21 protein-coding genes, 1 other RNA gene and 2 pseudogenes are annotated in these 26195 nt (G+C 64.1%); 20 read left to right on the top strand and 4 right to left on the bottom strand.

All coding sequences use genetic code 11. The annotated features are described in order from the left end of the window. From A9X00_RS13685 to ssrA, 8 genes and pseudogenes are all read left to right on the top strand, one after another. Positions 1 to 239 (top strand): annotated as a pseudogene (locus A9X00_RS13685) (mechanosensitive ion channel family protein); the annotation flags it as partial. Beyond that, positions 236 to 715, top strand: a complete 480-nt coding sequence (locus A9X00_RS13690) for a hypothetical protein (protein ID WP_067153865.1) — start codon at positions 236 to 238, stop codon at positions 713 to 715. The pseudogene A9X00_RS13685 and the gene A9X00_RS13690, both read left to right, overlap by 4 nt. 43 nt (positions 716 to 758) lie before the next feature. Next, positions 759 to 1448: a cell division ATP-binding protein FtsE gene (gene ftsE / locus A9X00_RS13695; protein ID WP_067153866.1), complete on the top strand. Its 690-nt coding sequence runs from the start codon at positions 759 to 761 to the stop codon at positions 1446 to 1448. Further along, complete coding sequence (ftsX, locus tag A9X00_RS13700; protein WP_067153867.1) at positions 1449 to 2342, top strand: permease-like cell division protein FtsX; 894 nt, start codon at positions 1449 to 1451, stop codon at positions 2340 to 2342. It abuts the gene before it with no gap. Between the two features lie 2 nt (positions 2343 to 2344). Then, the gene (gene smpB / locus A9X00_RS13705) at positions 2345 to 2854 is read left to right on the top strand and encodes an SsrA-binding protein SmpB (RefSeq protein WP_067153869.1); all 510 of its coding nucleotides are present in this window, start codon (positions 2345 to 2347) and stop codon (positions 2852 to 2854) included. Between the two features lie 92 nt (positions 2855 to 2946). Beyond that, positions 2947 to 3696 carry an EamA family transporter gene (locus tag A9X00_RS13710; protein WP_197515156.1) on the top strand — a complete coding sequence of 250 codons (750 nt, stop codon included), beginning with the start codon at positions 2947 to 2949 and terminating at the stop codon, positions 3694 to 3696. Positions 3697 to 3729: 33 nt separating this feature from the next. Then, on the top strand, positions 3730 to 4575 hold the full coding sequence (locus A9X00_RS13715) for a maleylpyruvate isomerase family mycothiol-dependent enzyme (protein WP_067153873.1): 846 nt from the start codon (positions 3730 to 3732) through the stop codon (positions 4573 to 4575). Between the two features lie 104 nt (positions 4576 to 4679). Next, positions 4680 to 5047: a transfer-messenger RNA gene (ssrA, locus tag A9X00_RS13720) on the top strand. Positions 5048 to 5164: 117 nt separating this feature from the next. Here ssrA and A9X00_RS13725 read toward each other — a convergent pair. Then, positions 5165 to 5575 (bottom strand): hypothetical protein, encoded by a 411-nt coding sequence (locus tag A9X00_RS13725; protein ID WP_067153876.1) that lies wholly within the window; start codon positions 5573 to 5575, stop codon positions 5165 to 5167. 243 nt (positions 5576 to 5818) lie between these two features. Between A9X00_RS13725 and A9X00_RS13730 the strand changes: the two genes are divergently transcribed. Then, complete coding sequence (locus tag A9X00_RS13730; RefSeq protein WP_067153879.1) at positions 5819 to 6940, top strand: NDMA-dependent alcohol dehydrogenase; 1122 nt, start codon at positions 5819 to 5821, stop codon at positions 6938 to 6940. A gap of 18 nt (positions 6941 to 6958) precedes the next feature. Here A9X00_RS13730 and A9X00_RS13735 read toward each other — a convergent pair whose 3' ends face one another. Then, positions 6959 to 7369 carry a cytochrome P450 gene (locus A9X00_RS13735; RefSeq protein ID WP_067153882.1) on the bottom strand — a complete coding sequence of 137 codons (411 nt, stop codon included), beginning with the start codon at positions 7367 to 7369 and terminating at the stop codon, positions 6959 to 6961. 315 nt (positions 7370 to 7684) lie between these two features. Here A9X00_RS13735 and car point away from each other — a divergent pair, with 315 nt between their 5' ends. From car to A9X00_RS13765, 6 genes are all read left to right on the top strand, one after another. Continuing rightward, positions 7685 to 11239 (top strand): carboxylic acid reductase, encoded by a 3555-nt coding sequence (gene car / locus A9X00_RS13740; protein ID WP_067153884.1) that lies wholly within the window; start codon positions 7685 to 7687, stop codon positions 11237 to 11239. A 3-nt stretch (positions 11240 to 11242) separates the two neighbouring features. Then, the gene (locus tag A9X00_RS13745) at positions 11243 to 12232 is read left to right on the top strand and encodes a hypothetical protein (protein ID WP_067153887.1); all 990 of its coding nucleotides are present in this window, start codon (positions 11243 to 11245) and stop codon (positions 12230 to 12232) included. 49 nt (positions 12233 to 12281) lie between these two features. Then, positions 12282 to 13274 carry a cyclase family protein gene (locus tag A9X00_RS13750; RefSeq protein WP_067153894.1) on the top strand — a complete coding sequence of 331 codons (993 nt, stop codon included), beginning with the start codon at positions 12282 to 12284 and terminating at the stop codon, positions 13272 to 13274. Further along, positions 13274 to 14659: a phosphotransferase gene (locus A9X00_RS13755; RefSeq protein ID WP_067153897.1), complete on the top strand. Its 1386-nt coding sequence runs from the start codon at positions 13274 to 13276 to the stop codon at positions 14657 to 14659. The genes A9X00_RS13750 and A9X00_RS13755 overlap by 1 nt, the downstream gene beginning before the upstream one ends. Continuing rightward, positions 14656 to 15900, top strand: coding sequence for a cytochrome P450 (locus A9X00_RS13760; RefSeq protein WP_082975200.1), 1245 nt, complete (start codon positions 14656 to 14658; stop codon positions 15898 to 15900). The genes A9X00_RS13755 and A9X00_RS13760 overlap by 4 nt, the downstream gene beginning before the upstream one ends. 115 nt (positions 15901 to 16015) lie before the next feature. Then, positions 16016 to 16996 (top strand): hypothetical protein, encoded by a 981-nt coding sequence (locus A9X00_RS13765; protein WP_082975202.1) that lies wholly within the window; start codon positions 16016 to 16018, stop codon positions 16994 to 16996. Between the two features lie 47 nt (positions 16997 to 17043). Here the strand turns inward: A9X00_RS13765 and A9X00_RS13770 are convergent, their stop codons facing one another. After that, positions 17044 to 17703, bottom strand: a complete 660-nt coding sequence (locus A9X00_RS13770) for a GntR family transcriptional regulator (protein WP_082975204.1) — start codon at positions 17701 to 17703, stop codon at positions 17044 to 17046. Between the two features lie 196 nt (positions 17704 to 17899). Here A9X00_RS13770 and A9X00_RS13780 point away from each other — a divergent pair, with 196 nt between their 5' ends. Both A9X00_RS13780 and A9X00_RS13785 read left to right on the top strand, forming a co-directional pair. After that, positions 17900 to 18982 carry a hypothetical protein gene (locus A9X00_RS13780; protein ID WP_156772074.1) on the top strand — a complete coding sequence of 361 codons (1083 nt, stop codon included), beginning with the start codon at positions 17900 to 17902 and terminating at the stop codon, positions 18980 to 18982. Between the two features lie 130 nt (positions 18983 to 19112). Further along, on the top strand, positions 19113 to 20021 hold the full coding sequence (locus tag A9X00_RS13785) for a DUF808 domain-containing protein (protein ID WP_067153913.1): 909 nt from the start codon (positions 19113 to 19115) through the stop codon (positions 20019 to 20021). On the opposite strand, the gene A9X00_RS13790 is transcribed toward A9X00_RS13785, so the two are convergent. After that, entirely contained in the window at positions 20008 to 21600 is a 1593-nt protein-coding gene (locus A9X00_RS13790) for a protein kinase family protein (RefSeq protein WP_067153916.1), read from the bottom strand. The genes A9X00_RS13785 and A9X00_RS13790 overlap by 14 nt on opposite strands. A 208-nt stretch (positions 21601 to 21808) precedes the next feature. Here A9X00_RS13790 and A9X00_RS32755 point away from each other — a divergent pair. From A9X00_RS32755 to A9X00_RS13800, 3 genes and pseudogenes are all read left to right on the top strand, one after another. Next, positions 21809 to 22129: pseudogene (locus A9X00_RS32755) on the top strand (PE family protein); the annotation flags it as partial. Continuing rightward, the gene (locus A9X00_RS13795) at positions 22130 to 22999 is read left to right on the top strand and encodes an alpha/beta hydrolase fold domain-containing protein (RefSeq protein ID WP_369830748.1); all 870 of its coding nucleotides are present in this window, start codon (positions 22130 to 22132) and stop codon (positions 22997 to 22999) included. It begins immediately after the preceding pseudogene. A 206-nt stretch (positions 23000 to 23205) separates the two neighbouring features. Then, complete coding sequence (locus tag A9X00_RS13800; RefSeq protein WP_156772075.1) at positions 23206 to 26187, top strand: hypothetical protein; 2982 nt, start codon at positions 23206 to 23208, stop codon at positions 26185 to 26187. Positions 26188 to 26195 lie beyond the last annotated feature (8 nt).

Consider the following 26195-nt stretch of genomic DNA (forward strand, 5'->3'; position numbering starts at 1 on the left):
AAAGCATCGAGGTCGACACCGTCACCCTGCGGGTGGTGGCCCGCACCCTGCCCGGCAAACAGTTCGAGGTCGGGCGGCAGCTGCGCGTCCTGGTCATTCGGGCGCTGGCCCGCGTCGGCATCGTGACCGCGGCCGACGCGACGATAGGCCTGGTCGAAGACGACCCCTCCGTCCCGGCCGCCCAGGCCGCCGAGAAGTCGACCGACGGCAAAGTCGAAGATGCGGTGCGACGGCGGTGAAGTTCACCGTGAGCATCCTCGAGAGGCGGGGCGAAGACACGCAACGACGACGCTGGAGCCACCTCTTCGGCGGCCGCATGCGCACGTCAACGCTGATCTTGATCATCGCGTTCTTCGCGGTCTGGTGGGTCTACGACACCTACCGCCCGGAAGCGGCCCCGAAGCCGCCGGCCCCGCAGGTGGTGCCGCCGGGCTTCGTGCCGGACCCCAACTACACCTGGGTGCCGCGGAGCAAAGTGCAGCAGCCCCCGGCGACGGTCACGATCACCCCGACGCCGACCACGACGGTGCCGACCACCACCACGCCCCCCGTCACGACGACGACGACCACGCCGCCGCCGTTCCAGTTGCCCACGCCGCCGTGCCTGCTGCCGCCGCCCTTCTGCCCGCCGAGCACCAGCCCGACGCCGACGCCGCCGCAGCTACCCCAGCCCGGGCCCGGTCCGGCGCCGAGCTCACCGCTACCGGCCAGCTGACTTGGCTCGCCAGCGAAATTCACGGCTACACTGGCGTGCCGTGATGATCACCCTTGACAACGTCAGCAAGAAGTACAAAGCGTCGGCTCGTCCGGCGCTGGACGACATCAACGTCAAAATCGACAAGGGTGAATTCGTCTTCCTGATCGGCCCTTCGGGCTCCGGCAAGTCGACGTTCATGCGGCTGCTGCTGGCCGAGGAGAGCCCCAACACCGGTGACATCCGGGTTTCGAAGTTTCACGTCAACAAGCTCCCCGGACGCCACGTGCCGAAGCTGCGTCAGGTCATCGGTTGCGTGTTCCAGGACTTCCGGCTGCTGCAGCAAAAGACCGTGTATGAAAACGTCGCCTTCGCGCTGGAGGTCATCGGCAAGCGCCGGGAGGCGATCAACCGGACCGTGCCCGAGGTGCTGGAAACGGTCGGCCTGTCCGGAAAGGCGAACCGGCTGCCCGGTGAGTTGTCCGGCGGCGAGCAGCAGCGGGTCGCCATCGCCCGCGCGTTCGTCAACCGCCCGCTGGTGCTGCTGGCCGACGAGCCGACCGGCAACCTCGACCCGGACACCAGTAAGGACATCATGGATTTGTTGGAGCGGATCAACCGCACGGGCACCACGGTGCTGATGGCGACGCACGATCACCACATCGTCGACTCCATGCGGCAGCGGGTCGTCGAGCTGTCGCTTGGCCGGCTGGTTCGCGACGAGCAGCGCGGCATCTACGGGATGGATCGCTAAGTGCGCTTCGGCTTCCTGCTCAACGAGGTCCTGACCGGCCTTCGTCGCAACGTCACCATGACGGCCGCGATGATCCTGACCACCGCGATCTCGATCGGCCTGTTCGGTGGTGGTCTGCTGGTGGTGCTGCTGGCCGACCATTCCCGCGCCATCTACCTGGACCGGGTCGAGACGCAGGTCTTCCTCACCGAGGACGTGTCCGCCAACGACCCGTCCTGCGGCACCAACCCGTGCAAGGCGCTGCGGGAAAAGATCGAAGCGCGGCAAGACGTCAAATCCGTGCGCTTCCTCAACCGTCAGGACGCCTACGACGACGCCATCCGGAAGTTCCCGCAGTACAAGGACGTGGCCGGAAAGGATTCCTTCCCAGCGTCGTTCATCGTCAAGCTGGACAATCCCGAGCAGCACAAGGATTTTGACTCCGCGATGCAGGGACAGCCCGGGGTGCTCTCCGTGCTCAACCAGAAGGACCTGATCGACCGCCTGTTCGCGGTCCTGGACGGCCTGAGCAAGGCCGCGTTTGCCGTCGCCCTGGTGCAGGCCGTCGGCGCGATCCTGTTGATTGCCAACATGGTCCAGGTGGCGGCGTATACGCGCCGCACGGAGATCGGGATCATGCGCCTGGTCGGCGCGAGCCGCTGGTATACCCAGTTGCCGTTCCTGGTCGAGGCGATGGTCGCCGCGGCGGTCGGTGTCGCGATCTCCGTCGCCGGGTTAATCCTGGTACGGGCAACATTTTTGGACAATGCGCTGAACCAGTTCTACCAAGCCAACCTGATCGCCCGGGTCGACTACGCCGACATCATCTACATCTCGCCATGGCTGTTCCTGCTCGGCGTGTCGATGGCCGCGTTGACCGCCTACGTGACGCTGCGCCTGTACGTACGGCGGTAGCTGTGGCCAAGGACTCCGGCGGGGCCAAGGCGGCGGGCGGCAAGCGCGGCAGCAAACAGATCATCGCCACCAATCGCAAAGCGCGGCACAACTATTCGGTTCTCGAGGTTTTCGAGGCGGGAGTGGCTCTGCAGGGCACCGAAGTAAAGAGCCTGCGGGAAGGACACGCCTCACTTGCCGATGCCTACGCAACCATTGATAACGGCGAAGTGTGGTTGCGTAACTTGCACATTCCGGAGTATCAGCACGGTAGCTGGACCAATCATGACCCGCGTCGCAATCGAAAGTTGTTGTTACATAGGCAACAAATCGACAGACTGGTCGGCAAGATACGAGATGGTAACCTCGCCCTGATGCCACTGTCACTTTACTTCTCCGAGGGCAAGGTCAAGGTCGAGCTCGCGCTAGCGCGAGGTAAGCGGGCTCACGATAAACGTCAGGACATGGCCCAGCGCGATGCCCAGCGCGAAGTGCTTCGCGAACTGGGGCGGCGAGCCAAGGGCTTGAACTGATCGGGGCGGCGTACGCCCAGCTGTCTGCCGTTACGTACGGCGTCAGCGATTTCGTGGGCGGTGTGGCCGCTCGACGGGTGGCGGCGCTGCGAGTGATGCTCGTGGCCTACCCGGTCGAGGCAGTGTTGCTGGGGCTGCTGGCCGCCGTGGTGGGCGGCCCGATTCAGTCCGGCGCGGTCATTTGGGGCTCCCTGTACGGCATCGGGATGGCGTTCGGCATGTGGGCGTTCTTCGCCGCGCTGGGCGCCGGGCCGATATCGGTGGTCTCGCCCTTGGCCGCCGTGCTCAATGCCGCGGTGCCGGTGGCGGTCGGCGTGGCGCTGGGGGAGCGGCCGGGGCAGGCGGCCTCGGTGGGCGTCGTGTTGGCCCTGGTCGCCGTCATGCTGGTCAGCCGCGAGGCCGCGGTCGAGGGCGTGACGCCGTATCGGTTCACCCCGAAGGTCGCCTGGCTCACGGTGGTGGCGGGCTCGGCGATGGGGCTGAACCTGGTGTTTCTTCACCAGGCGCCACACGAGACCAAACTCTGGCCGCTGGTGTTCGCGCGGCTGTCCGCCTCCGCGGTGGTGTTCGCCATGTCCGCGATGAGCAAGAACCTGAAGATGCCGGCCGGCAAGCCGCTGAAGCTGGCCCTGGGGGTGGGGGTGCTGGACATCTGCGCGAACGTGACCATGCTGCTGGCGCTGCACACCTGGCTGCTCTCGCTGGCCAGCATCCTGATCTCGCTGTATCCGGCGGCGACGGTCGTGCTGGCGATGGTGGTGCTGCGCGAGCGGGTGAGCCGATGCCAGGGCGTCGGCATGGTGATGGCCATGGGTTCCGTGGCGATGATCGCCGCAAGCTAACGGATCGGCCCGCGATCGGCCTACGATCCGACCATGGCCGACCGACCCGTCACGCAGCTGGATAAATCCGACGTCCTGTCCGGGCTCTTCGCCGTGTGGGACTCCATCGACGCGCTGCTCGACGGGCTGCCCGAGGAGGATTGGCTGGCGGCGACGCCGCTGCCCGGCTGGGACGTCAAGGCTGTGGTGTCGCACATCATCGGCACCGAATCGTTCCTGGCCGGAATCGCCGCCCCGCAGCCCGATATCGACGTGTCGGCGCTCGAGCACGTGCGCAACGACATCGGCGCGATGAACGAGTGCTGGGTGCGCCACCTCAGCGGGCAATCGGGCGCGGAAGTGCTCGCACGATTCAGGGACATCACCGCCGATCGCCGCAAGGCGCTGGCCGGCATGTCGGAGGACGAGTGGAACGCGGTGATGCCGACCCCGGTGGGCCCCGAAACGTACGGCCGGTTCATGCGGGTGCGCACGTTCGACTGTTGGATGCACGAGCAGGACATCCGCGCCGCGCTGTCGCGGCCGTCGTCCGACGCCGAGCTCGTCGGGCCCGCGTCGCGGCTTTCGCTCGACGAGATCGCGGCCACCATCGGGTATGTGGTGGGCAAGCGCGGCAAGGCGCCCGACGGCTCGCGCATCCTGTTCGAGCTGACCGGCCCGGTGGCCCGCGACATCCGCGTCAGCGTGAACGGCCGCGCGCAGCTGGTCGACGACTTCGGCGGCGGAGAACCGACGGCGACGATCCGGCTGGACGGAGTGCAGTTCACCAGGCTGTCCGGTGGCCGCCCGCTGTGCCCCGCGCGCGCCCGGGACATCGAACTCGGCGGCGACGAAGACGTTGCCACCCGGGTCGTCGAGAACCTCAATTTTGTGATCTGACCGCTTCCCGACCGGGAAGGTTATTCCATTGCCGCTCGTTACTAGGCGGGTACCATGGATTGTCCTGCCGAAATTCGGCGGGGATGCTCGAAGCAGCAAGACAAGGGGCTGAAAGGTTTCGACTTCGCGCATCGAATCAAGGGAAGCGTGCCGGTGCAGGCAAGAGACCACCGTAAGCGTCGTTGCAACCATATAAGCGCCGATTCACATCAGCGCGACTACGCTCTCGCTGCCTAAGCGACAGCTAGTCCGTCAGACCGGGAACGCCCTCGACCCGGAGCCTGGCGTCAGCTAGAGGGATCCACCGGTGAGTCCGGTCGCGGGACTCATCGGGACATACACAGCGACTGGGATCGTCATCCTGGCTAGTTCGCGTGACCAGGAGATCCGAGCAGAGGCATAGCGAACTGCGCACGGAGAAGCCTTGAGGGAATGCCGTAGGACCCGGGTTCGATTCCCGGCAGCTCCACAACAGAACGTCGTTAGCAGGTCAGAGGGCACTTCCGCTCTGGCCTGCTTTCTTTGTGGGTACATTTTGGGCACCCCGATACCAGGTCGTCCAGCGCGACGGTCGTTCAGTAGCCACACGTTACGTGCCGGATCGCAATCGTGACGGACGAGCGCGACCGGAACGGTGGGAGGTACCGGTTGCAGAGGATCCGCGCACCCCTTCGGCGAAGATTCGTGCTCCGAGTTCGATTTGAGCGCGAATGTCGGCCTCGGAGGTGCCGAACCAGCGCGGACCGACGGTCGTGGTGAAGATTGTGAAATTCGCGAGCAGCTCGGCCAGGGTGACCGAATCGACGTGTCGAGTAACCTGACCGAGATCTTGATAATGAGCGACGCCGTCGGCGATCACCGACACGCGATGGTCGTGATTCGGACGCATGACCCGCAGGGAGAAGGCGGGATCAGATAACGCGCGCCCCGCTATGTCCCAGCCTGGCATCGTGTCATCGCGCTCGTGAATCGTCAGCCGCGCAAGAAATAGCTGCTTCACGAAGTCGATGAACCTGTCAGGAAGGGACGCCCTGTTCGGCGAAAACTTCAGTCGCCGCCTCGATCAAGGCGCGCTGTTTCCCGTCCTTGTCTCGGACACGCTTCGTACCGCTACTGCTCATGGGGACACCGTAAAGCGACGGCGCACTTCATCATTGACATCGGGCTCCGGTGGTGCACTCGCAATCACCACTACCAAGTGAAACTTGACAGTAATAGGGTGACGTCGTTAAATGCGTCGACAATGAAGATGAACGCGGCGGTCTTGTGGGATGTGCACCAGGAGTGGAGCGTCGAGGAAGTCGACCTCGATGGTCCGCGAGAAGGCGAGGTGCTCGTCTCCTTCGAGGCGACGGGGTTATGCCACTCCGATCACCACGTCCGCGAGGGTGATCTTCCCCTCGCGCTGCCTCTCGTCGGGGGGCACGAAGGCGCGGGCATCGTCCAAGAGGTCGGACCAGGTGTCCAGAACCTGAACGTTGGTGATCACGTCGTGGGGTTGTTCCTGCCGGCGTGTGGGCGATGCCGGTGGTGCTCGAGCGGCCATCAGAACCTGTGTGACCTCGGCGCGCAGATGGCCACCGGCGGGCAACTCGACGGCAGCTTCCGCCGGCACGCCAAGGGCCGCGACATCGGTGCGCTGGCCTGGCTCGGCGCGTTCGCGCAATACGGCACAGTGCCGGAGGCATCGGTGGTCAAGATCGACGAGGACCTCCCGCTGAGCCGGGCCTGTCTCGTCGGCTGCGGCGTGACCACCGGCTGGGGCTCGGCGGTGAACACCGCGGGAGTCAAACCGGGCGACACCGTCGTGGTGATTGGGTGCGGCGGCATCGGCAGTGGGGCGATCCAGGGCGCGCGGCTGGCCGGGGCGGAGAAGATTGTCGCCGTTGACATCGTAGAAGGCAAGCGGGACATGGTATCTCAGTTCGGAGCCACCCACTTCGCGACGTCGACGGAGGAGGCGACGGCCTTGGTGGCGGATCTGACCCGCGGCGTAATGGCCGACTCCGCGATTGTGACGGTCGGACTAGTGGAAGCCCCGATGATCGTCGACGCACTCAACATCGTCAGCAAGAACGGCGCCGTCGTTGTCACCGCGCTGGGATCGATGCTCGACATGACGGCGACACTGCCGATGTCGATGGTCGCGATGGTCACGCTGTTCCAAAAGCGCCTGCTGGGAAGCCTTTACGGCGAGGCCAACCCGCGCTCCGACATTCCGCGGCTACTGAGCCTTTACCGCGAGGGCAAGCTGTTGCTGGATGAAACAGTCACCACCGAATACAAACTCGCCGACATCAACGACGCCTACGACGACATGCTCGCCGGCCGGAACATTCGTGGCGTGATCATTCACGAACACTGACAGCTCCCTACGCGAAAGCTAGGTCAGCGTGACTCGCGGTCCCGGTGTGAACGCCACTGGAGTCTTCCGGTACCCCCGAGTCACTGAGTTGTCGTGAAAGACCGACTCGGCATCCGAAGCCGTGTAATCGGGCATGCGGGCCAGCGCCTGCTCCACGCCGATACGAAACTCCAGGCGCGCCAGGTTCGACCCCAGACAGCGGTGGACGCCGGCCCCAAAGCCGAGATGACGATTGGCCTCGCGGTCGAGGATGCACTTGTCGGGATCCGGGAATTCGCGACTGTCACGGTTGCCTGACGCGTAGTTGACAACCACCGATTCGCCCGGGCAGAACTTCTGCCCGCCAAGCTCGACATCCTTGGTCACCGTCCGTGGGATGCCGTGAATAGATCCGGCGAAGCGGATGAACTCCTCGACGGCGGTCGGCATGAGCTCAGGGCTCGCGGATCAGTCGGTCAGCCCCTAAGGGCTCGCGTCCTGTGTGGTTGCCGGAGGAATCCCCAGCGTTCTTGCGAACCGCGAGGTGGCGGACTACGACTCCCGCTGCCACGACGCGGGAGTTTGAGCCGACCGGCATCTCGACGTATGCGATCGCGGTTCCGTCTGCATCGGAACAATTGTAGAATGTCTGCGATTTGCACTTTGTCGGCTACGAGCTGGGCTTTTGTTCTCTGGGAGGGCACTGTGCTGACGGCGTTGACCGCATCGGCGCTACCGGTGGTGCCGTGACTGCGGCGGCGCGGCATGCCGGGTGACTCGGCGATGGAGAAGCTGGCGCGGCGCGTCGGCGACCTGCTGACCAATGACCCCGAGTTCACGGCGGCGCTGCCCAGCCCCGACGTTGCCAAGTCGATGCTGCAGCAGGGCATCGGCCTGGCTGGTGTCATGCGTACAGTCGCCGAAGGCTATGCCGATCGGCCGGCACTGGGGCAGCGGGCTACCACTGTCCGCGAGTCGGCAGACGGAAGTCGACGTGTTCTCGAGATCTTGCCCCGTTTCGACATGGTCACCTACGGCGACCTGTGGAGCCGCGCCAACACCATTGCAGCGGTTCTGAAACGGGACGGCGTGCAAGTGGGGGACCGCATTGCCACGATGGGGTTCGCCGGCGTCGAGTACACCGCGTTGGATATGGCCGTAGCTCTGGTCGGTGGTGTGTCGGTGCCGTTGCACACGGGCGCTCCCGTGGCCCTGCTCGCGCCGATGGTCGACGAAGCCGAACCGTGTGTGATCGCTTGCAGCGCGGAGTATGTCGCGGAAGGCGCGCAACTCGCTCTCGGTGCGGTGCACCCCGTGCGGCTGATCGTGTTCGACTATCGGCCCGAGGTCGATGATCAGCGAGAGGCGGTTGACGCCGCGCGGGCCCGGCTCGCGGAAGCTGCCGGTTCACCTGTGCTCGAGACGCTCACCGAATTGGTCCAGGGCGCAGGCACTTTGCCCCCGGTCGATCCACCTCCTCCTGACGACGATCGCCTGGCGGCGATTGTCTACACCTCGGGCAGCAGCGGCAAGCCGAAAGGGGCGATGCTGCGGGAAGGACTGGTGAGCCGGGCGTGGTCCCAAGGTGCAGCGATGATGGTTCGATACAGCTTCGCGCTCCCGGCGATCACATTGAATTACCTGCCGATGAGCCACACCGGGGGACGCAGCATGCTCTACGCCGCGTTGGGCGCCGGCGGCACAGCCTATTTCACTGCGGCGAGCGACTACTCGACGCTGCTGGAGGACCTCTCGATGGTGCGGCCGACGCAACTTAACTACGTACCGCGGGTCTGGGAGATGCTCTATCGGGAGTTTCTCAGCGAGTGCACGCGACGCGAACACCAAGGCGTAGAGACCGCGGATATCGACGACGCCGTCCTTGACGATATCCGCACCCGCGTCCTCGGTGGCCGCTATGTGACGGCGTTGTCGGGCTCCGCCCCGATTTCGGACGAACTCGCGGCGTGGGTGGAACGGCTGCTCGACTCGCATCTGATGAACGCACTCGGTGCGACCGAATCCGGGGCGGTGATCATCGACGGGAAGGTGCAGTCTCCGCCCGTGACCGACTACAAGATTGTCGATGTGCCGGAATTGGGGTATTTCAGCACCGATCGGCCGTATCCCCGTGGCGAGCTGCTGATCAAGTCGAAAACTCTCTTCGGCGGCTACTACAAGCGACCGGAGCTCACCGCCGACGTTTTCGACGAGGACGGGTTTTATCGCACCGGTGACGTTGTAGCAGAAGTCGGTCCCGATGAGTTCCGTTATATCGACCGCCGCAACAACGTCCTCAAGCTCTCCCAGGGAGAGTTCGTCACGATTTCTAAACTCGAAGCGCTCTTTACGAATTGCGAGCCTGTTCGTCAGATCTACGTCTACGGCAACAGTGAGCGGTCCTTCCTTCTCGCTGTTGTTGTTCCGACCGATGAAGCGTTGGCAGCCACCGACGGCGCTGCGCTCAAGGCGCTGATTCTGCGCTCGCTACGACGCGCGTCGCGTGCGGCCGAACTGCAGGGATACGAAATCCCGCGCGAAATCATCGTCGAAACAACGCCTTTCAGTGTCGAAAACGGTCTGCTAACTGGGACTGGAAAGCCTCAGCGCCCCAACCTGAAGCGGCAATACGGCGAGAGACTCGAGCGCTTGTATGACGATCTTGCCGACACCCAACACGCTCGGCTGCGTGAGTTGCGCGAGCTGGCCGCCAGCCAACCCGTCGTCGACACCGTCTGTGCGGCCGCCGGAGCGCTGCTCGGATACACCGCGGAGGCACCGACGCCCGGCGAGCATTTCACCGAGCTCGGAGGGGACTCGCTGTCAGCGTTGACATTCACCGACGCCTTGAAGGATATCTTCGGCGTCGAGGTCAATGTCGGGGTCGTCATAAGCCCGTCGAGTGACTTGCAGGCCACCGCGAACTACATCGAAGCGCGACGGATGTCGACGTCCAGAAGGCCGACCTTCGACTCGATACACCACGCGAGTTCGACCGTCGTGCGCGCCGACGAACTGACCCTCGACAAATTCATTGACGCCACCACGCTCACGCACGCTCCATCCGTCCCGGGCCCGAGTCCTGCGGTCCGCTCGGTGTTGCTTACTGGTGCGACCGGTTATCTGGGTCGTTACTTGCTGCTGCACTGGCTGCAACGCATGAAGACAACGGGCGGAAAAGTGATCTGTCTGGTTCGGGCGAAGGATAATTCGGCCGCGCGAGCGCGCTTGGACGACGTGTTCGACAGTGGTGACGCCGAGATGCTAACCCATTACCAGACACTGGCGGCCGACCATCTCGACGTCGTTGCCGGCGATAAGGACGCAACCGACCTCGGACTGGGCCATGCGGAGTGGGAATCGCTGGCCGACACCGTCGACGTGATCGTCGATCCAGCAGCGCTGGTCAACCACATGCTGCCCTATGGCCAGCTGTTCGGTCCCAATGTGGTTGGTACCGCTGAGCTTATCCGACTCGCGTTGACGTCTCGTCAGAAGCCGTTCGCATATGTCTCGTCGGTGGGGGTCGGGGCCAGCGTGAATCCTTGTGAATTCACCGAGGATGCCGACGTCCGGACGATCAGCGCGACCCGCGCCCTCGACAACACCTACGCCAGCGGTTATGCCACCAGCAAATGGGCCGCAGAGGTGCTGCTGCGGGAGGCGAATGACCTGTGCGGGCTGCCCGTGGCCGTATTCCGTTGCGACATGATTATGGCGGAACCAAACTTCCGTGGACAGCTCAATGTCCCTGACATGGTTACCCGCCTCATCCTCAGCATCGCGGCCACCGGCCTCGCCCCCGAATCGTTCTATGTTCGCGATCCCGACGGCCAGCGCGCTCGAGCGCATTTCGACGGTCTGCCTGTCGACTTCGTGGCGGAATCGATATCGACGTTGAGTACGGTCGCGAACAAGGGTTTCCAGACTTTCCACGTGATCAACCCGCATGACGATGGCATCGGCTTGGACACCTATGTCGACTGGATGATCCAGGCGGGGTGTCACATTGAACGGATTCCCGACTATGAGGTCTGGATCGCGAGATTCGAGACTGCGCTGCGCAATCTGCCAGGACGACAACGCCAAGCCTCACTGCTGCCACTCCTGCAGATCTTCCGACACCCGCAACACCCGATGCGGGGGACGTTCGCGCCTGTCCAACGGTTTCGCGCCGCGGTCATGGATTCCGGCATCGGTCCGGATTGCGGCATTCCGCACATCGGCCGGCCCGTCATCGAGAAGTACGTGTCTGACCTGGAGCTCCTCGGTCTGCTCGACGGGGATCGCCGTGCCGCCTACGAAGTTGAGGAGAGTTGAGCAATGGATCATATCGAATTTGAGGTCACTCACGAGGCGCCATCCTTGGAGCATTATCGGCGCCGCTGGACACCCGCTCCTGACGCCGGGCTCGCCGGCATTTGGCTGGGGGCGATCGTCAGGGACGACGCAGACCACGATTACTGGGCCGTCCGTGGAATCGACGACTTCGTGGTAGGGATGACCCACGTAGTGTCACCCATTTGCGGCTTCAGGCGGCTCGAGAAGGACATGAACGTCCAGGCACCGCACTTGTTCGCCGAGTATTCGACACTCGACTGGTTCGAACCGGTGCAGTGCGTCGACTCCGGCGACAGCGTCCAGACGATCTTTTACGGAGGCGAGATCGATCGCTCGGGCGATGGCTTTCATTGGCGTGACGCCAGCAGCCGGTGGGACATTCACGGCCGGACGGTCAGCGACATCGTAATCACCCATGTGCCCCGACAAAACGGCATCGATCACGAGGTTTACTACCGCCACGAATTGATCTATGCGACAGGGATGGTCAACGGCGAACAGGTGTCCGGGTATGCCCACCAGGATTTCGCTTACGGGCCGCCGGGCATGGCGTACACCGAACTGCCGATTGCGCGCCACCTGCAAGGCATGTGGGTGTCGTGGCTGCACGAGCATGCCGACGGCGAACTGGGCGGTGGCAGCTTCTGGCAAGGCAAGGGCGGGCTGGCTTTTGGGCCCGGCTATCAGTTCAAGGGCGATACAACGACCGTCTACAAGGACATCGTCGCGAAGCCGGGTTTCAACGATGCCGGACAAATGGTCACCCTGGATGTGTCCATGGGTGCTGACTCGTACGCATTCGAGTTCGAAGCAACCGGGAGTCCAATCCACTTCTTCGGCCCGATGACGGGCGCTTCGTCTGGCAAGGTTCCGGCCCGAAGCTGGTGCTGGGTCGAGTATGCCGGCGACATGATCACTCCCGAAATACTCGATCTGACGATGTTGCCCTTCCGCCTCGCCCGAGGCCGCTGAGCCCGAAAGTAGCCCTGTTCCAAATCAATCGGCGCAAAGGAGCGACATTATGGCGGAACTACCAACCTCGGCCGAGGTGGTCGGTTACATCGAAGAACTGAAGAACTGGGACCGATGGGGACCCGACGATCAGCGCGGTACGTTGAATTTCATCACACCAGAGCATCGGGTCGCGGCCGCCCGACTGGTGACCGAGGGACGGACCGTATCGTGCGCCCGCGATCTCGTCACCGCCTACGGCAGCCCCGACAACTGCGCACAGATGTACTGGGTCAACACCGGCGAGGGGGTGGCGCATAAGGAACCGTCGGTGCCGCCGACGGCGCTCGGATTCGGCAATCTCGGCTCGGCCGTGGAGTTCTTCGGCTTGGTGTTCCACGGCATCAACGTGACCCATATCGACGCCCTGGCGCATTTGTTCTGGAAAGGCAAGCTTTACAACGACCGACCCGCCGGCCTTATGACCGCCGAACACGGGGCACTGTGGGCATCGGTGATGCAAATGAGCGACGGCATCGTCGGCCGTGGCGTCCTGATGGATGTGTCGCGCGCAGAAGGTGCCGAAGTGCTCGAGCCCGGGCGGGCGGTCACGCCCGAAGACCTCGAGGCCACCGCCGCCAAGCAGGGCGTCACGGTCGGGCCCGGCGACATCGTTCTGCTGCGAACCGGCCGCTGGCACAAGGGCAGCAGCGCAACGGGATCCACGACCGAATACGAAGACGCGCACGACCACGCCCGGTGGGGACAGGTCGCCGGTTGGCACCAAGCGTGCATGCCGTGGCTGCGCGATCGCGACGTCGCGGCCATCGGCAGCGACGGGCCGCAGGAAACGATCCCACCTAAGTACCTCGATGCACTCGACGCGACCGTCCACGTCATGGCCCTGAACTCAATGGGAATGCCCCTAATCGACAACTGCGATCTCGAGGCGCTCGGTGCGGTCTGCGCGGAACTCGGTCGCTGGGAGTTCCAGTTCATCATCAGTCCGCTGCGCGTCGTCGGTGGCTCAGGATCCCCGGTCAACCCGATCGCGGTGTTCTGATGACTCTGCCAAGCGAGGTCGTCGCATGGGCCGAAGATCGGTGCGGCGGCAAGGTGGTCGACATCGCGGAGCAAATTCGTTGGCGTCCCCACCATTTCCTGACAATCGAACGGCCGAAGGGCGCCCTCCACGTCGTCGCACGGTCGGCGCGGACCGAGATGGCGGGGGCGGGCTTCGCGAAGCATTTCGATATTGCGCACGAGGCGCGGGTGCTCGAAGCGCTGCAGGGCAAAGGCCTGAAGGTTCCGCAGTTCTTTGGTTTCAACGAGGAATTCGGCGTCATCCTGATGGAACAGGTCACGGGCACGAACGAGTTTTCGGACGCACCGGACGACAGCACCCGCAAGAGAGTGATGGCCGAGTACATCGAACAGCTCGCCAAGCTGCATCAACTTGATGTCGAGTCGATGCACCTCTCGGGCCTCTCGATACCCCAGACACCCGAGCAGGCCGCGTTCGGAGGCAAATTCAAGTACATCGAAGAGGACTTCAGCAATTGGCGCCCGCATCTGCGGCCTGAACCGTTCTTAGAGCTCGGCATCTGGTGGCTGCACGCCAACGTCCCCAGAGGTGATCGGCGGGTCAGCTTCGTGCAGGCCGATACCGGACCTGGGCAGTTCATGTTCGCCGATGGTCATCTCACTGCGCTGATCGACTGGGAGCTGGCCCACATCGGCGACCCGATGCTCGATCTCGGCGTGATGCGAATGCGCAACATGCTTTATCCGACCGGGCCGTTGGCCGAACCATTGGCTCACTACGAGCGGGTGAGCGGCCGTCCGATCGACTGGCAGGCACTGTGCTTCTACACGGTGATGTCAATGGTCTTGACTCCGATGGGCGTTTCGCCGTTGATGCAACATCCCACTGCCCACAGCGAGCACACGTTGCCCGGTTTCGGTTGGGATGCCACGCTAAGGCGGGGGTTGGGCGAGGCGCTGGCCGAGGCGATCGGAATGGAGATCGAGCCGCCGGAGCTGCCGGATCCGCCTGCTGCACAATATCCTTCGCTGGGCGACTATCTGGTCGAGTATCTCGGCCTCAAGTGTGAGCCGGTCGCGAGCGACGACGCTGGACGCTTCCACATTAGTTCGGCCGCCGCGATTGCGCGCAGTGTGGTGCTGGATTCGAAGGTCGGCGGCGAACTGCTCGATGCCGATCTCGACGACATGTGCGCGGTGCTCGGGCGTCGTCCCGACAGCCGCGATGACGGGTTCGCCCGGCTCTCCGAGATCGTGGCCGCTGGTGCGGGCCAACAACTCGAGCGACTCGTCTGGCTGTTCGCGCGCATCGAGCGCCGACGTGAGTTTTTGCTCGAGCCGCTGATGGTCTCTCAAAGCTCCGGAGCATTCGAACGACTTGCCCCGCAGGAGGTAGCGCAATGACCGCTGACATACCCGCCGATACCGCGGCGGAAATCCTCGAACTGCCCGATACTGTTCAAGTCGGCCTCGATGTCGATCCGCATCCGTATATCGCTGAGGCGAGGCGGCGCAATACAATTCAGACCGAATACCCGCTACCGATGACCGCGGCCATCAGCGCACCGGACGACGGGACTGCGAAGACGTTCAACGTGCTCGGCTACGAAGAGGTCACCGCCGTCTTTCGTGACGATAAGACCTACTCATCGGCACTGATTGGTCAGGCGATCGGTCCGCTGCTGGCCGACACGATCGTGGCGATGGACGAGCCCGAACATCATGCGCACCGTGCGCTCGTTTTCCAAGCATTCAGGCCAAAAATGCTCGCGCGCTGGGAGAACGAGCTTGTACGCCCAGTGGCCGATCAGCTGATCGACGCGTTCGTTACTACCGGCCGAGTTGACCTTGTCCGGGCGTTCACGTTCGCGCTGCCCATGCGTGTCATCGCGCGGATCCTCGGTCTGCCCCGGGATGACACGCAGAAGTTCCAGAGATGGTCGATCGAAGTCATCAGCATCGGCATGAACTGGGATCGAGGCATGGCAGCCTTCAACGCCTTGCGGGACTACTTCGCCGAGCTAGTCGAACAGCGTCGACATGATCCGCAGGACGATCTGATCACCGAACTAGTGCAGGCTGAGGTTGACGGCCAAAGGCTAAGTGATGAAGAGATATTCGCCTTCCTGCGCCTGCTCTTGCCGGCCGGAATCGAGACAACCTATCGATCGCTGGGCAATCTACTCTTCGCGTTGTTGAATCACCCGGATCAGCTCGAAGAGGTCCGGTACGATCATGCTCTGATTCCCCAGGCCGTCGAGGAGGGATTGCGTTGGGAGCCACCGATCTTCAACACGGGGCGGATCAGCGCTCGCGACAGCCGCCTCGGCGGCGTGGACATTCCAGCGGGTTCGGTGGTGATGCTGTTCATCGGTGCCGCGAATCGTGACGAGAAGGTCTTTCCCGACCCAAATAAATTCGATGTGCATCGCAAACCTAACCAGCAGATCGCATTCGCCGTTGGGGCACATGCTTGCCTCGGAATGCATCTCGCGCGTATGGAGAACAGAGTTGCTCTGGAGGCAATCCTGGACCGGCTCCCAGAGCTGCGGCTCGACCCCGCGGCAGCGCCACCGCGGATCATCGGCATGCCGCTGCGCTCACCGGGCACCCTACCAGTGCTGTTCACGCCCGCGGCCAGGTGATCCGGATACCGTGATGGCACAGAATGAGCGAGACATAAAGCGGTTCAAAGTGATTCAGGTAGCTACCGGAGCGGTTGGCACGCATAGCCTGCGAACGATAGTTGGCCGGAAGGACATGGAACTGGTTGGCCTGTTGGTCTTCAGCCCGGAGAAGGCAGGCAAGGAAGCCGGTGAGTTTATCGGCAATGAGCCCTTGGGCGTACGAGCAACCGATAGCTTCGATGAGATCCTGGCAACGGATGCCGACGCCGTATCCTTTAACGCACTAGGGGATACGTTAGATCCCGCCGCCGCTTTCGATCAGATCTGTCGCTTGCTGGAGTCGGGCAAGAATGTGTGCTCAACGTCGTTGAGCGGCCTTGTCTACCCGCGCGTTATGGATCGCCACGGCATGAGTGAGCGCCTGAAAACCGCCTGCGAAATGGGTGGCGTGTCGTTCCATGCGACCGGTATCAACCCTGGATTCATGATGGACGTATGGCCGATCGTGCTCGGTCGCCTCGTCCGACACATCGACACGGTTTACATGACCGAGATGGTCGACATGTCGCGCTACACGTCAGATCAGGTGTTGCACGTCCTTGGCTATGGTAAGACGCCGGGGGAGATGAGTTTCGAGGTGCCGTTTGAGCACGCACGGGAGAGCGCATACTTCGGCTCGATATTGATGCTTGCCGAGGCCGCCGGCCTCGAAATCGACGATGCGACCTTGAGCTGGGAGGGCTTTCCCTCGGACAAAACGATCGTCACACCTGTTTGTATGGTCGAACCCGGCCACGTCGGCGCTATCCGTGTCCGAGTGCGGGCCTTCAAGGACGGCAAAATGCGAGTCGAGAGCCAGATGCTGTGGATGCTAGGCAAAGACGCGGCTCCGGCCGACTGGCCCTACGGCGACGGCTCCTGGAGCATTCGAATCGAGGGTGACCCGACCATCGAAACGCGGATCGACACAACTACCAGATATGACGCTCGACAGCCCGATGTATTGATGACCGGGGCTCACGCAGTGAATGCCATACCCGCGGTCGTCGCCGGTCCAGTCGGCATTCTGACCCACCTAGATCTACCGTTATTCACCGGCACTTTTTCGGCGTGATTTAGGGGTAACGTGATCACGCCCGCGGTGGGTTGATCAACGCGTCGTCACTCTCGGTTCTTGAACGCCGTCATCAGCAAGTGCAAGCATTCGCGCTGCATTGCGGCGTGTTCGGCGTTGGCGCGCTCGCCATCACGGCTGCGAATCGCATCGATGATTGCAAGCGTGCCAGTGCGACTGATCTCTATTGTTTCGGGGGCGACACCGACGATCGCGTCGATAGACGTTGCGCGCGTGCGCCGTACGGTCCGTGCCACCGCCGGCGCGCTGGCACCCTCGAACAAGATATCCAGGTAGTCCTCGCACAGCGCGGACACCGCGGCCGGGTCCTCAGCGGCAGTCAGCTCGTCGGCAATCTGCGCGAGCTGTGCGTCGAATTCAGGCGTCATGCGTGCGACGGCGCGTCGAGCGATCAAGCCGAATACAAGATCCCAGACTTCGGCGTTGTCGCTGATTGACGTTTCGATCGGCAAGACGAAGCCGCCGCGATGCATTTCCATCTTGACCCAGCCCTCTTGCTCGAGGATCACAAGGGCTTCGCGCACGGGAACCCGGCTGGTGCCGAGTTCGGCAGCGATGTCTTCCTGGGTGAGTCGCTGGCCGGGGCCAAGCTCGCCGTTGATGATCTGGCGGCGAAGGTGATCGGCAACGAGCTCCCCGCTGCTGCGGCGCTCGAGTAGAGAGCGAGGTCTTGCCGACTGGTTCATGTCGTGTCGGCCCTACCTTCACTGTCGTGCACTCGGCCGACGGCCGTGCCACGCCGAGCGTAGCCCGTCGGTGCTGCGCTTGCGCCCGGGCGCGCCGCCCGGAAGTGTCGTAACCACAAATTGTAGACAATCTGCAAACCACCCGACTAGTGTTCGGCACTAGCTCAGCCCGAGGCGCACCTCGAAAGGACGACTAGTGTCCTACCGCGTAATCCAGTGGGGAACCGGGAACGTCGGCATGAACGCGTTGCGGACCATCATCGACCGTCCCGACTTCGAGCTAGCGGGTCTACGGGTGTACAACCCGGAGAAAGTGGGGCGCGACGCGGGTGACCTTGCCGGCGTCGCTCCGACCGGAGTCGTCGCGACCGACGACGTCGAGGCAATTCTGGCGCTCGACGCCGACTGCGTGTGCTACTCCCCGCTGGGAGGCACGATCGACGGTGGGCGCAGTGCGGTCGACGACATCAGCCGGCTGCTGGCGTCGGGCAAGAACGTCGTGTCCAGCGCGCACGAGGACCTGGCCTTCTTGGCACCGGATGTCAATCTGCCTGGTGCCCACCCCGACACGTATGAACGGATGTCCAGCGCATGCCGCACCGGTAACGCCTCCTTCTTTCATGTCGGCATCAATCCGGGATTCGCGATGGACCTTTGGCCGATGTTGATGACCCGGGTGTGCGGCCGCATCAATTCGGTGCGAGTGGCCGAGATCGTCGACATGGGGCGCTACACCTCGATTCACATCGTGCGCGACGCCATCGGATTCGGGCTTCCACCAGATGCCCCAACGCCGCTTGACGCTCACTTCAGTCAGGTGTTCAACTCGCCCTATTACCTGTCCATGCGGACGTTAGCCGACGCGATGGGCCTCCCGCTCGATGATGTGAAGTACCGCAGGGAGGTCGCGGTGACCAACCGACCGCTGACCATCGCGGCGGGCAGCATCGACGCGGGCACGGTCGCAGCCCTGAAGATGTCGTTGGACGGGATTGTTCGGGGCCGGTCCGCGATCACCTTCGAGTTGATCTGGCGGATCTCCGACGACGTCGCGCCGGAGTGGCCCTCCGGCGACAGCCGGTGGCTGCTGAATATCGATGGTGACATGAACGTCGAGTCGGAGGTGACGCTCAAGACCACGCTCGGCACCGGCCGAGCCGTCTCGCTGGCCGTCGCGACCCTGCTTCTCAATGCCGTTCCGGCGGTGTGCGCGGCGGCCCCGGGCCTGATCGGCAACCTCGGACTGCCCGCGCACGCCGGAGGTTACATCGCCTCCTGACTTGCGCAGTGGGCGTCGACGATTCACCGAGATTGCGCAATTGGCACGAGGCTCCGAGCGCCCGGCAGGCTTCTCGGGCCGGACGATTTCTCCGGCATCGCGTACCCTCCAACGCCATGGTGAAGACGCGATGAGTGCAGGCCTTTTCGGACTGCTCGACGACGTCGCGGTCCTGGCACGACTGGCCGCCGCCTCCGGCCGCGCGACCGCCAAGGCGGCCGGGGTTGTCATCGACGACACGGCGGTGACGCCCCAGTACGTCCACGGGATCGCCGCCGAGCGCGAGCTGCCGATCATCAAACGCATCGCGATCGGATCCCTGCGTAACAAGCTCCTGGTGATCCTGCCCGTCGCGATGCTGCTCAGTCAGTTCGCGCCGCGACTGCTGACCCCGGTCTTGATGCTCGGCGCCACCTACCTGTGTTACGAAGGCGCCGAAAAGATTTGGGAGAGCATTCGCGGTCATAACGCCGACGCTTCGCCGGTCGCCGAGCACGAAGTGGTGAGCGGGGCGATCCGGACCGATTTGATCTTGTCCGCCGAGATCATGGTGATCGCCCTCAACGAGGTGGCCGATCAGGCGTTGGTGCCACGGCTCATCATCCTCATCGTCGTCGCGTTGGTCCTCACCGTCGTCGTGTACGGGGTCGTCGCGGTGATCGTCAAGATGGACGACGTCGGCCTGCGCCTCACGCAGACCAGACCCCGAATCGGGCAGCGTGTCGGCCGAGGTCTCGTCGCGGGGATGCCCATGGTGCTCTCGGCGCTTTCAACCGTCGGGACGGTGGCGATGCTCTGGGTCGGTGGCCACATCCTGCTGGCGGGCAGCGACCGCCTCGGTTGGCGCACGCCGTATGGCCTGCTCCACCATGCCGAGGATCAGGTTCGCCACGGCGTCAAGTCTTTTGGTGCGGTGCTTGGCTGGTTGGTCGACACCGGGGCATCCGCGGTGGTGGGATTGGTCGTCGGATTCGTGGTCTTTGTGGTCCTACGGCTGTCGAAGCGGATCTGGACCGCTTTGTTCATCACCTCGGACTGACTGCCCTCTCAAGCGTGACCTCGGAAATGTCGGAGTGGCTTTTTCCTCCGGTGGTGCCGAGGGTGGTTATCCACAGCACTACGACGGTCACCGGGGCGGACTTGTTCACGGCGATGACGTTGTGGCCGGGCCGCAACCCAGTGCGCGGGCTGAGTTCGGCGGTCTCGCTGAGCTTGGCGGGAGCCGGGCCCGCCGATGACCGTATCTGTGCCACCGTGCCGGTGCTGTCCAGGTCGACGGTGACCGCACTCAGCGAGGTCGGCTCGGGAAGTTGCAACAGTAATCCGACGCCGTCCTTGAACTTTGGGAACGGTTCGGGGTCAAAGTAGGTGTCGGTCGACCACGCCGTGGCGGGGTTACCGTCGATCGCCAGCCCGGCCGAGTTCGGGCCGTCCGGCGCGCCGCCGGGTGAAAAGACTGAGGCTTTGAGCGGCTTGACCGTCCCACTTCGAGCGGCGGGCGGAGGCGCTGCCGGCGCGGCCGACATCGGCGCCGTGGTCTGAAGCCCCAGCCTGTCCGGGTGCATCGCTGCGTCGGTGTTGACCGCGCCCACTATCCGACTGATTGCGCTGGCGAACGTCATCAACACGACGAGAACGACAGCCGCCGCTGTCCCCAGCATCGTTTTCAACAGCTGACGGCGAGCGTATTCGGCCTTTTCGGCCGGTCCGAAATTGCGAAAGCTGGCATAGGAGCCGGGCGGTGGAGGTAGGAGCAGTTCGCGAGTGGTGGAGGGCGTCGCGTAGTTCTTGGCGTCGTCGCTGGCCTCGCGCAGCAACGTCGAAATCGTCTTGGCACTCCGGATACCGTCGTCGCGCACCAGCCCTGCGGCGGTGGACGAAATCAGGAACGGAACTTGCGGGTTGAGGACCGCGGGCGCCGGGATTCGGCCCTCCGCATCGGTCTCGACGCTCTTCCAATCCTCAACCGGGGCACCGACTTTGGAGGGCCAACGGTTGACGAGCAAGCCATACATGACAGCACCGATGCCCCGAAGGTCATCCCGCGGCGTCGTATTCGGCATGGTCGCCGGAAAGGCCAAAACCAGGCGCCGGTCGACGCTGACCCGGATTCGCTCGGGATGGTCGATCGACAACGCGAAACCTGCCCCGTGCACGACGTCGGCGGTCTCCGCCAGGGATAACACGGCGTCCGCGACCCCGACGGGCGACGGCTGCGTACGGGCTACTTCTTTCAGCGTGGCACCGCGCGTCCAGTCGGAAACAACTACTCCGCCGCACCAGTCGCGCCCGACATCAATCACCCTCGCCAAGCCCGGCGACTCGATGCCGCGCAGGCTCGAGGTGTTGGAAAGAATCGCGTCGACGGTACTGGTCGGCAGGGAGTTCTCGGAGTCGACGACCGTGACGGCCAGATGTTGACCCGTGACCGTGTCAGCGGCTTGCCAGAACTGAAGATGCGAAGATTTGCCGTAGAAGATCATCAGCCGAATCCGGCCGCCCGCGATCGTGGCACCGGCAACGAGGGGCGCCTTTTCTCTGGGCGAATACGGCTCGGTCCAGTAGCGAGGAATGTCAGTCGTCGGCGGATCAGGTGCAACCGGTTGCGTGGCGGTCATCGCTTCGTCTCGCTCCCGCGGTGCTCACCGACCGCCTCGGCCGGACGAGCACGGACGCTGATATTGGTCATCCATACATAGCCGGGGGTGGACACTCTTAAACCCGGTATTCGCCGGCGCGGCAGTCCTCGCAAACTTGTCCCTGACTGCGCCGCGCGAGCATAAGCTCTGGCTGTTCGGCGATCGCAGAGATAATGGGAGCGGCGCGGTGTCATATGTTCTTGCGTTGCCCGAGGTGATGTCCGCCGCTGCCACGGACGTGGATTCGATCGGTTCGGTGGTCGCGACGGCAAACCGCGGCGTAGCGGGTGCGACCACTGGGGTCTTGGCCGCGGGGCAGGACGAGGTCTCCGCGGCCATCGCCGCCGTGTTCTCCGCTCACGGCCAGGGCTATCAAGCCCTCAGCTCGCAGGCGGCGGCCTACCACAAGTGGTTCGTGCAGGCCTTGGCCGGCGCGTCCGGCGCGTACTCCGCCGCCGAGGCGGCCAACGCATCGCCTTTGGCGGCGCTCGAGCAGGCGCTGCTCGGTGTGCAGCAGGAAATCCAGCAGATCCCCGCGGCGCTGGGGAACGGATTCAGCCAGGGATTCGATGTTCTGTTCGCAGACCCGAATTCACCCCTCTTGGCGCTACTCACCGGCGACAATCCGTTAACCGGCATCGTGGGGACCAACAACCCGCCGCGGTTGTTGACGTTGCTGCTCGGAGAATCGGTGCAGCACACCACCTATAACGGGATGCCGGTCGTGCAGATCACGCCGGCTCATCCCAACGGCGATTACGTGGTGGCCATTCACGGTGGCGCGTTTATCTTGCCGCCGTCGATCTTCCATTGGATCGACTACACGGTGATGGCCTATCAGACCGGCGCGACCATCGAGGTGCCGATCTACCCGCTGCTGCAGCAGGGCGGCACCGCCAACACCGTGGTGCCGAATATCGCCGGCCTCATCTCGCAGGAGATCACCCTGCACGGTGCCTCGCACGTCAGCGTGACCGGTGACTCCGCGGGCGGGAACCTCGCCCTGGCGGCCGCCGAATACCTGGTGGCCCACGGTCAACCCGTGCCGTCGTCGATGGTCCTGCTGTCCCCCTGGCTCGACCTGGCGCACGACGGCGGTCAGATCGGCCGGGTGTGGGCGGGCGGCCTTTCCATCACCGATCCCGAGGTGAGTCCGCTGTACGGGTCCCTGACCGGTCTTCCGCCGACGTATGTCTACTCGGGCTCGTTCGATTCGCTCTATAACGAGACGCTGGCCCTTCAGCAAAAAGCCCTGGCCGTCGGGGCCCCGATGGGCTTCGTGCTGGCGCAGGGCCAAGTTCACGACTGGATCCTGCTCACCCCGACCGGCCCCCGGTACTGGGCGCAGATCGACCAGGAACTCGGTCTCGTGCACTGACGCCAGTCGCGCCACAGCACGGAGTCAAGTAGTCGATTACTCTAGCTGGCCCCGCGCCGGCGGCGGAATCTGACGAGCAGCACAAAGCAACACCGTCGTTCGCGCTGCGAAGGGGTAGTCATGGACGCCCAACAACCACAGACCCTGTGCACCACTGATCGACCGGCGAGGTCATCATGACCGCCGCGGCAAGCCCAACCTGTCTCGTGCCGAGACGATTTCGTTGGTGGCACGCCGTCGCCAGCGCCGTCTTGATCGGCTTGGGCGCGTACCTGTTCGTTGCGCATTGGAAGCGGGCCGACGCGGAATACCTGTTCACGGTGATCTTCAGCAAGAATCCAGATTTCCTCCGGATGGGCATACCTGCCTTTGTGGCGAAGGCGCTCAATTCGGCCCTGCACTTCGACCATTTGGTGATCGCGGGCTATTTCCTGGTCCTCATTACCTGCGCCGCGGTCTTCAAGTCTCTGGCGTTCTCCGAGTCCGGCAAGAGGCTGAGCCGCTACGTCCTCGCCGCGGCGATAGTCGCCGCGGTCGCGCACATACTCGAGGACGTATTGATTTACGGCGCGCTGCACCGGGCGTCGGCCGGGTTGCTCAGCGGACTGCCTGACGAACTCTGGCTCTACGGGCCCGCGGCGATGGCAACCGTGAAATGGTGTGCGCTCATCGTGGCGGTGGCGGCGATACCGTCAGCTGTCTTCTCGATAGTCCGGGTGGCCCTGTCGCACCTGCGGCTGCGCAGGTACCGCCGACGACACGACGGCAGAAACTGGTGGGACGACGCGTTAGCGGTGCCCGCGCGGGAGCCTGTGGAGGACGACGTCGAGGCGGCCTGGCGGCAGGCCTATTGCGTGCCCGACGGCGAAGACCTCGCCGCCCACGATGACGGCCTCGCGCCGACGCCGACGGCGCTGTGCCTGTCCGGCGGCGGAATCCGCTCTGCCTGTGTGGCGATGGGCGCTATGCAGGAGCTCGCCGGCCCGCGAGACGCCGGCACCGGCGCCTGGCCCGCGACGCCGGCGCTCGACGATTTCGACTATGTGATCTCGGTGTCGGGTGGTGGGTTCAGCGCCGGGGCGCGGGTGCTCGGCGTGCAGGGCGGGCCAGCGCGCGACGGCCGGGGCGGTGGCGCGATCGCGCCGCTCTCCGAGCGCTTCAGCCCGGGCTCGGTCGAATTCGACTCCTTGCGCCGCCGCTGCGACTACCTCGCCGATTCACCGCTCGCGCTCCTGCGCGCCCTCGCCGAGGTGTTGAAAAATCTTCTGGCGTCGCTGCTCATCGTCGCGTCGTCCGCCGTCATTCTTGGCTGGCTGCTGGGCATGTTCGTCAACTATTTCCCGTTCCGGGCGGTGGTTCCGCGTGGCCGCGGCGCGTCGCCGATTTACCCGGATGTGCACCAGCCGGTGGACATCGATGCGCTCCACGCCCGCCCGGTAGCCGCGCTTGGGGCCATCGCGATCCTCGCTGTGGCCGTGATCGTCTGCGTCGTCGGTGGCCTGGTCTGCGAGTGGGCCTCCACGTCGCGGTTGTGCACCCGCGCGCAAGACTTTTTCGGCTTGCTGGGCCGCAGCGCCGCGATGCTGGCCTTGCTGGTAGCCCTTCTCAGCGTCGCCGGTCCCGCGCTGATGTGGCTGTGTGTGCAGCGACCGGACCAGGGGCATGTGGGGGCGGTCGGCGGTCTTGCCGCGGTGATAGGCCTGCAGTACGCGACGACACTGCTGTCGATGACGAAGAAGAAGGAGGGCCTGGTAAATCCCTCGCGGTGGCTGAAACTCGTTCCGTCTGGAGTCGTGCGCATCGCCTTGGTGGTGTTGACCTTGGGTGCGCTGTTGGCCGCGTGGCTGCTGCTGCTTGGAATCGTCGCCGGCCGGGTCTTCAACATGGAGGTCGATCAAGCTATCGCCAACCCGGCCCACAGCCGCCAGCCCCTGACATCCGACGTTCAGTGCCTGTACCTGGCTGGGGTCGCGCTGATTGCGGTGTTTCTCAGCAGCTTCGACGTGACCTCGCTCAGCCTGCACCCGTTCTATCGGCAACGACTGGCGCACACATTCGCCGTGCGCCGCCTCCTCGGCAGGGCGGTAGCGTACGACCGTTGCGAGTCGACCTGGCTCGACCAGTACGGCAAGGCGCAGGACGGCGGTCCGAAATTCGTGTTCGCCGCGGCCGCCGCCATCTCGGACGGCGACATCCGGCCGGCTCCCGGTCTGAATGCTGTGTCGTTCGTCATGACCGCCGATTACGTTGGGGGACCGGCCCTTGGCTGGCTCCGGACCGCGGAACTTCGCCAAGCGTCGCCCCCGCGCATTCAACGCGACCTCACCGTCCAAGCGGCGATGGCGGTGAGCGGAGCGGCATTCGCCTCGGCAATGGGACGACAGAGCCAAGGCATTCAGTCGCTGCTCGCGCTGTCCGGTGCCCGGCTCGGAACCTGGCTTCCCAATCCGCTTTTCGTGAAAAACGCTCAGCTCAAAGCGGCCGACGCTTCCTTCCCCAAGGCGCTGCCGTCGGTGCGGGGAGCCGGCTACTTCTATCGAGAGCTGTTGGGGATCAACAGATTCGACGCACGACTGGTCCAGGTCACCGACGGCGGACACTACGAAAATCTTGGCCTCGTCGAGGCCCTGCGTCGGCGGTGTCGGCTGATCTACTGCATCGACAGCAGCGGCGACGCTCCTCCTTTGCTGTCCGGTCTCGGCGAAGCGATCAGGCTCGCCAGGTTCGAACTCGGCGTCGAGGTCATCATGGAGACCGGCGGACCGTTCGGGGTGGAAAATCTCGCACCGGGATCCGGTGAGGAGTTCCCCGATGGTAATGCGTTTTGCAGCCTCAACTCCCGCATCACGAAATGCGCTGTGGCAAGGGGCAGAATCATCTATCCCGACGCGGCTGGGATCGAAAACAAGGAAGCCAGAACCGGCTGGCTGATCATCGCCAAAGCCGTGTTGTGGAAGGAGTTGCCCGATTGGGTCTTGACCTTCGCCGCCCAGAATGGCAGCGCGGAGTTCCCCCACGACAACACGTCTGACCAATGGTTTTCCGAGGGGCAGTTCGCCGCTTACACCGAAGTCGGCCGCAGCATCGCGGTGAGCGCCATGAAGGTCCCCGGCGACGGCAGCTTCCCCGCGAGCGAAAGCCCGGTGCAGGCGGTCAGCGACGACGTGCCCGACGCGCCGGCGGCATGACTACAGAA

It is taken from the genome of Mycobacterium sp. 1245805.9 (genome assembly GCF_001672915.1).
Classification (GTDB): domain Bacteria; phylum Actinomycetota; class Actinomycetes; order Mycobacteriales; family Mycobacteriaceae; genus Mycobacterium.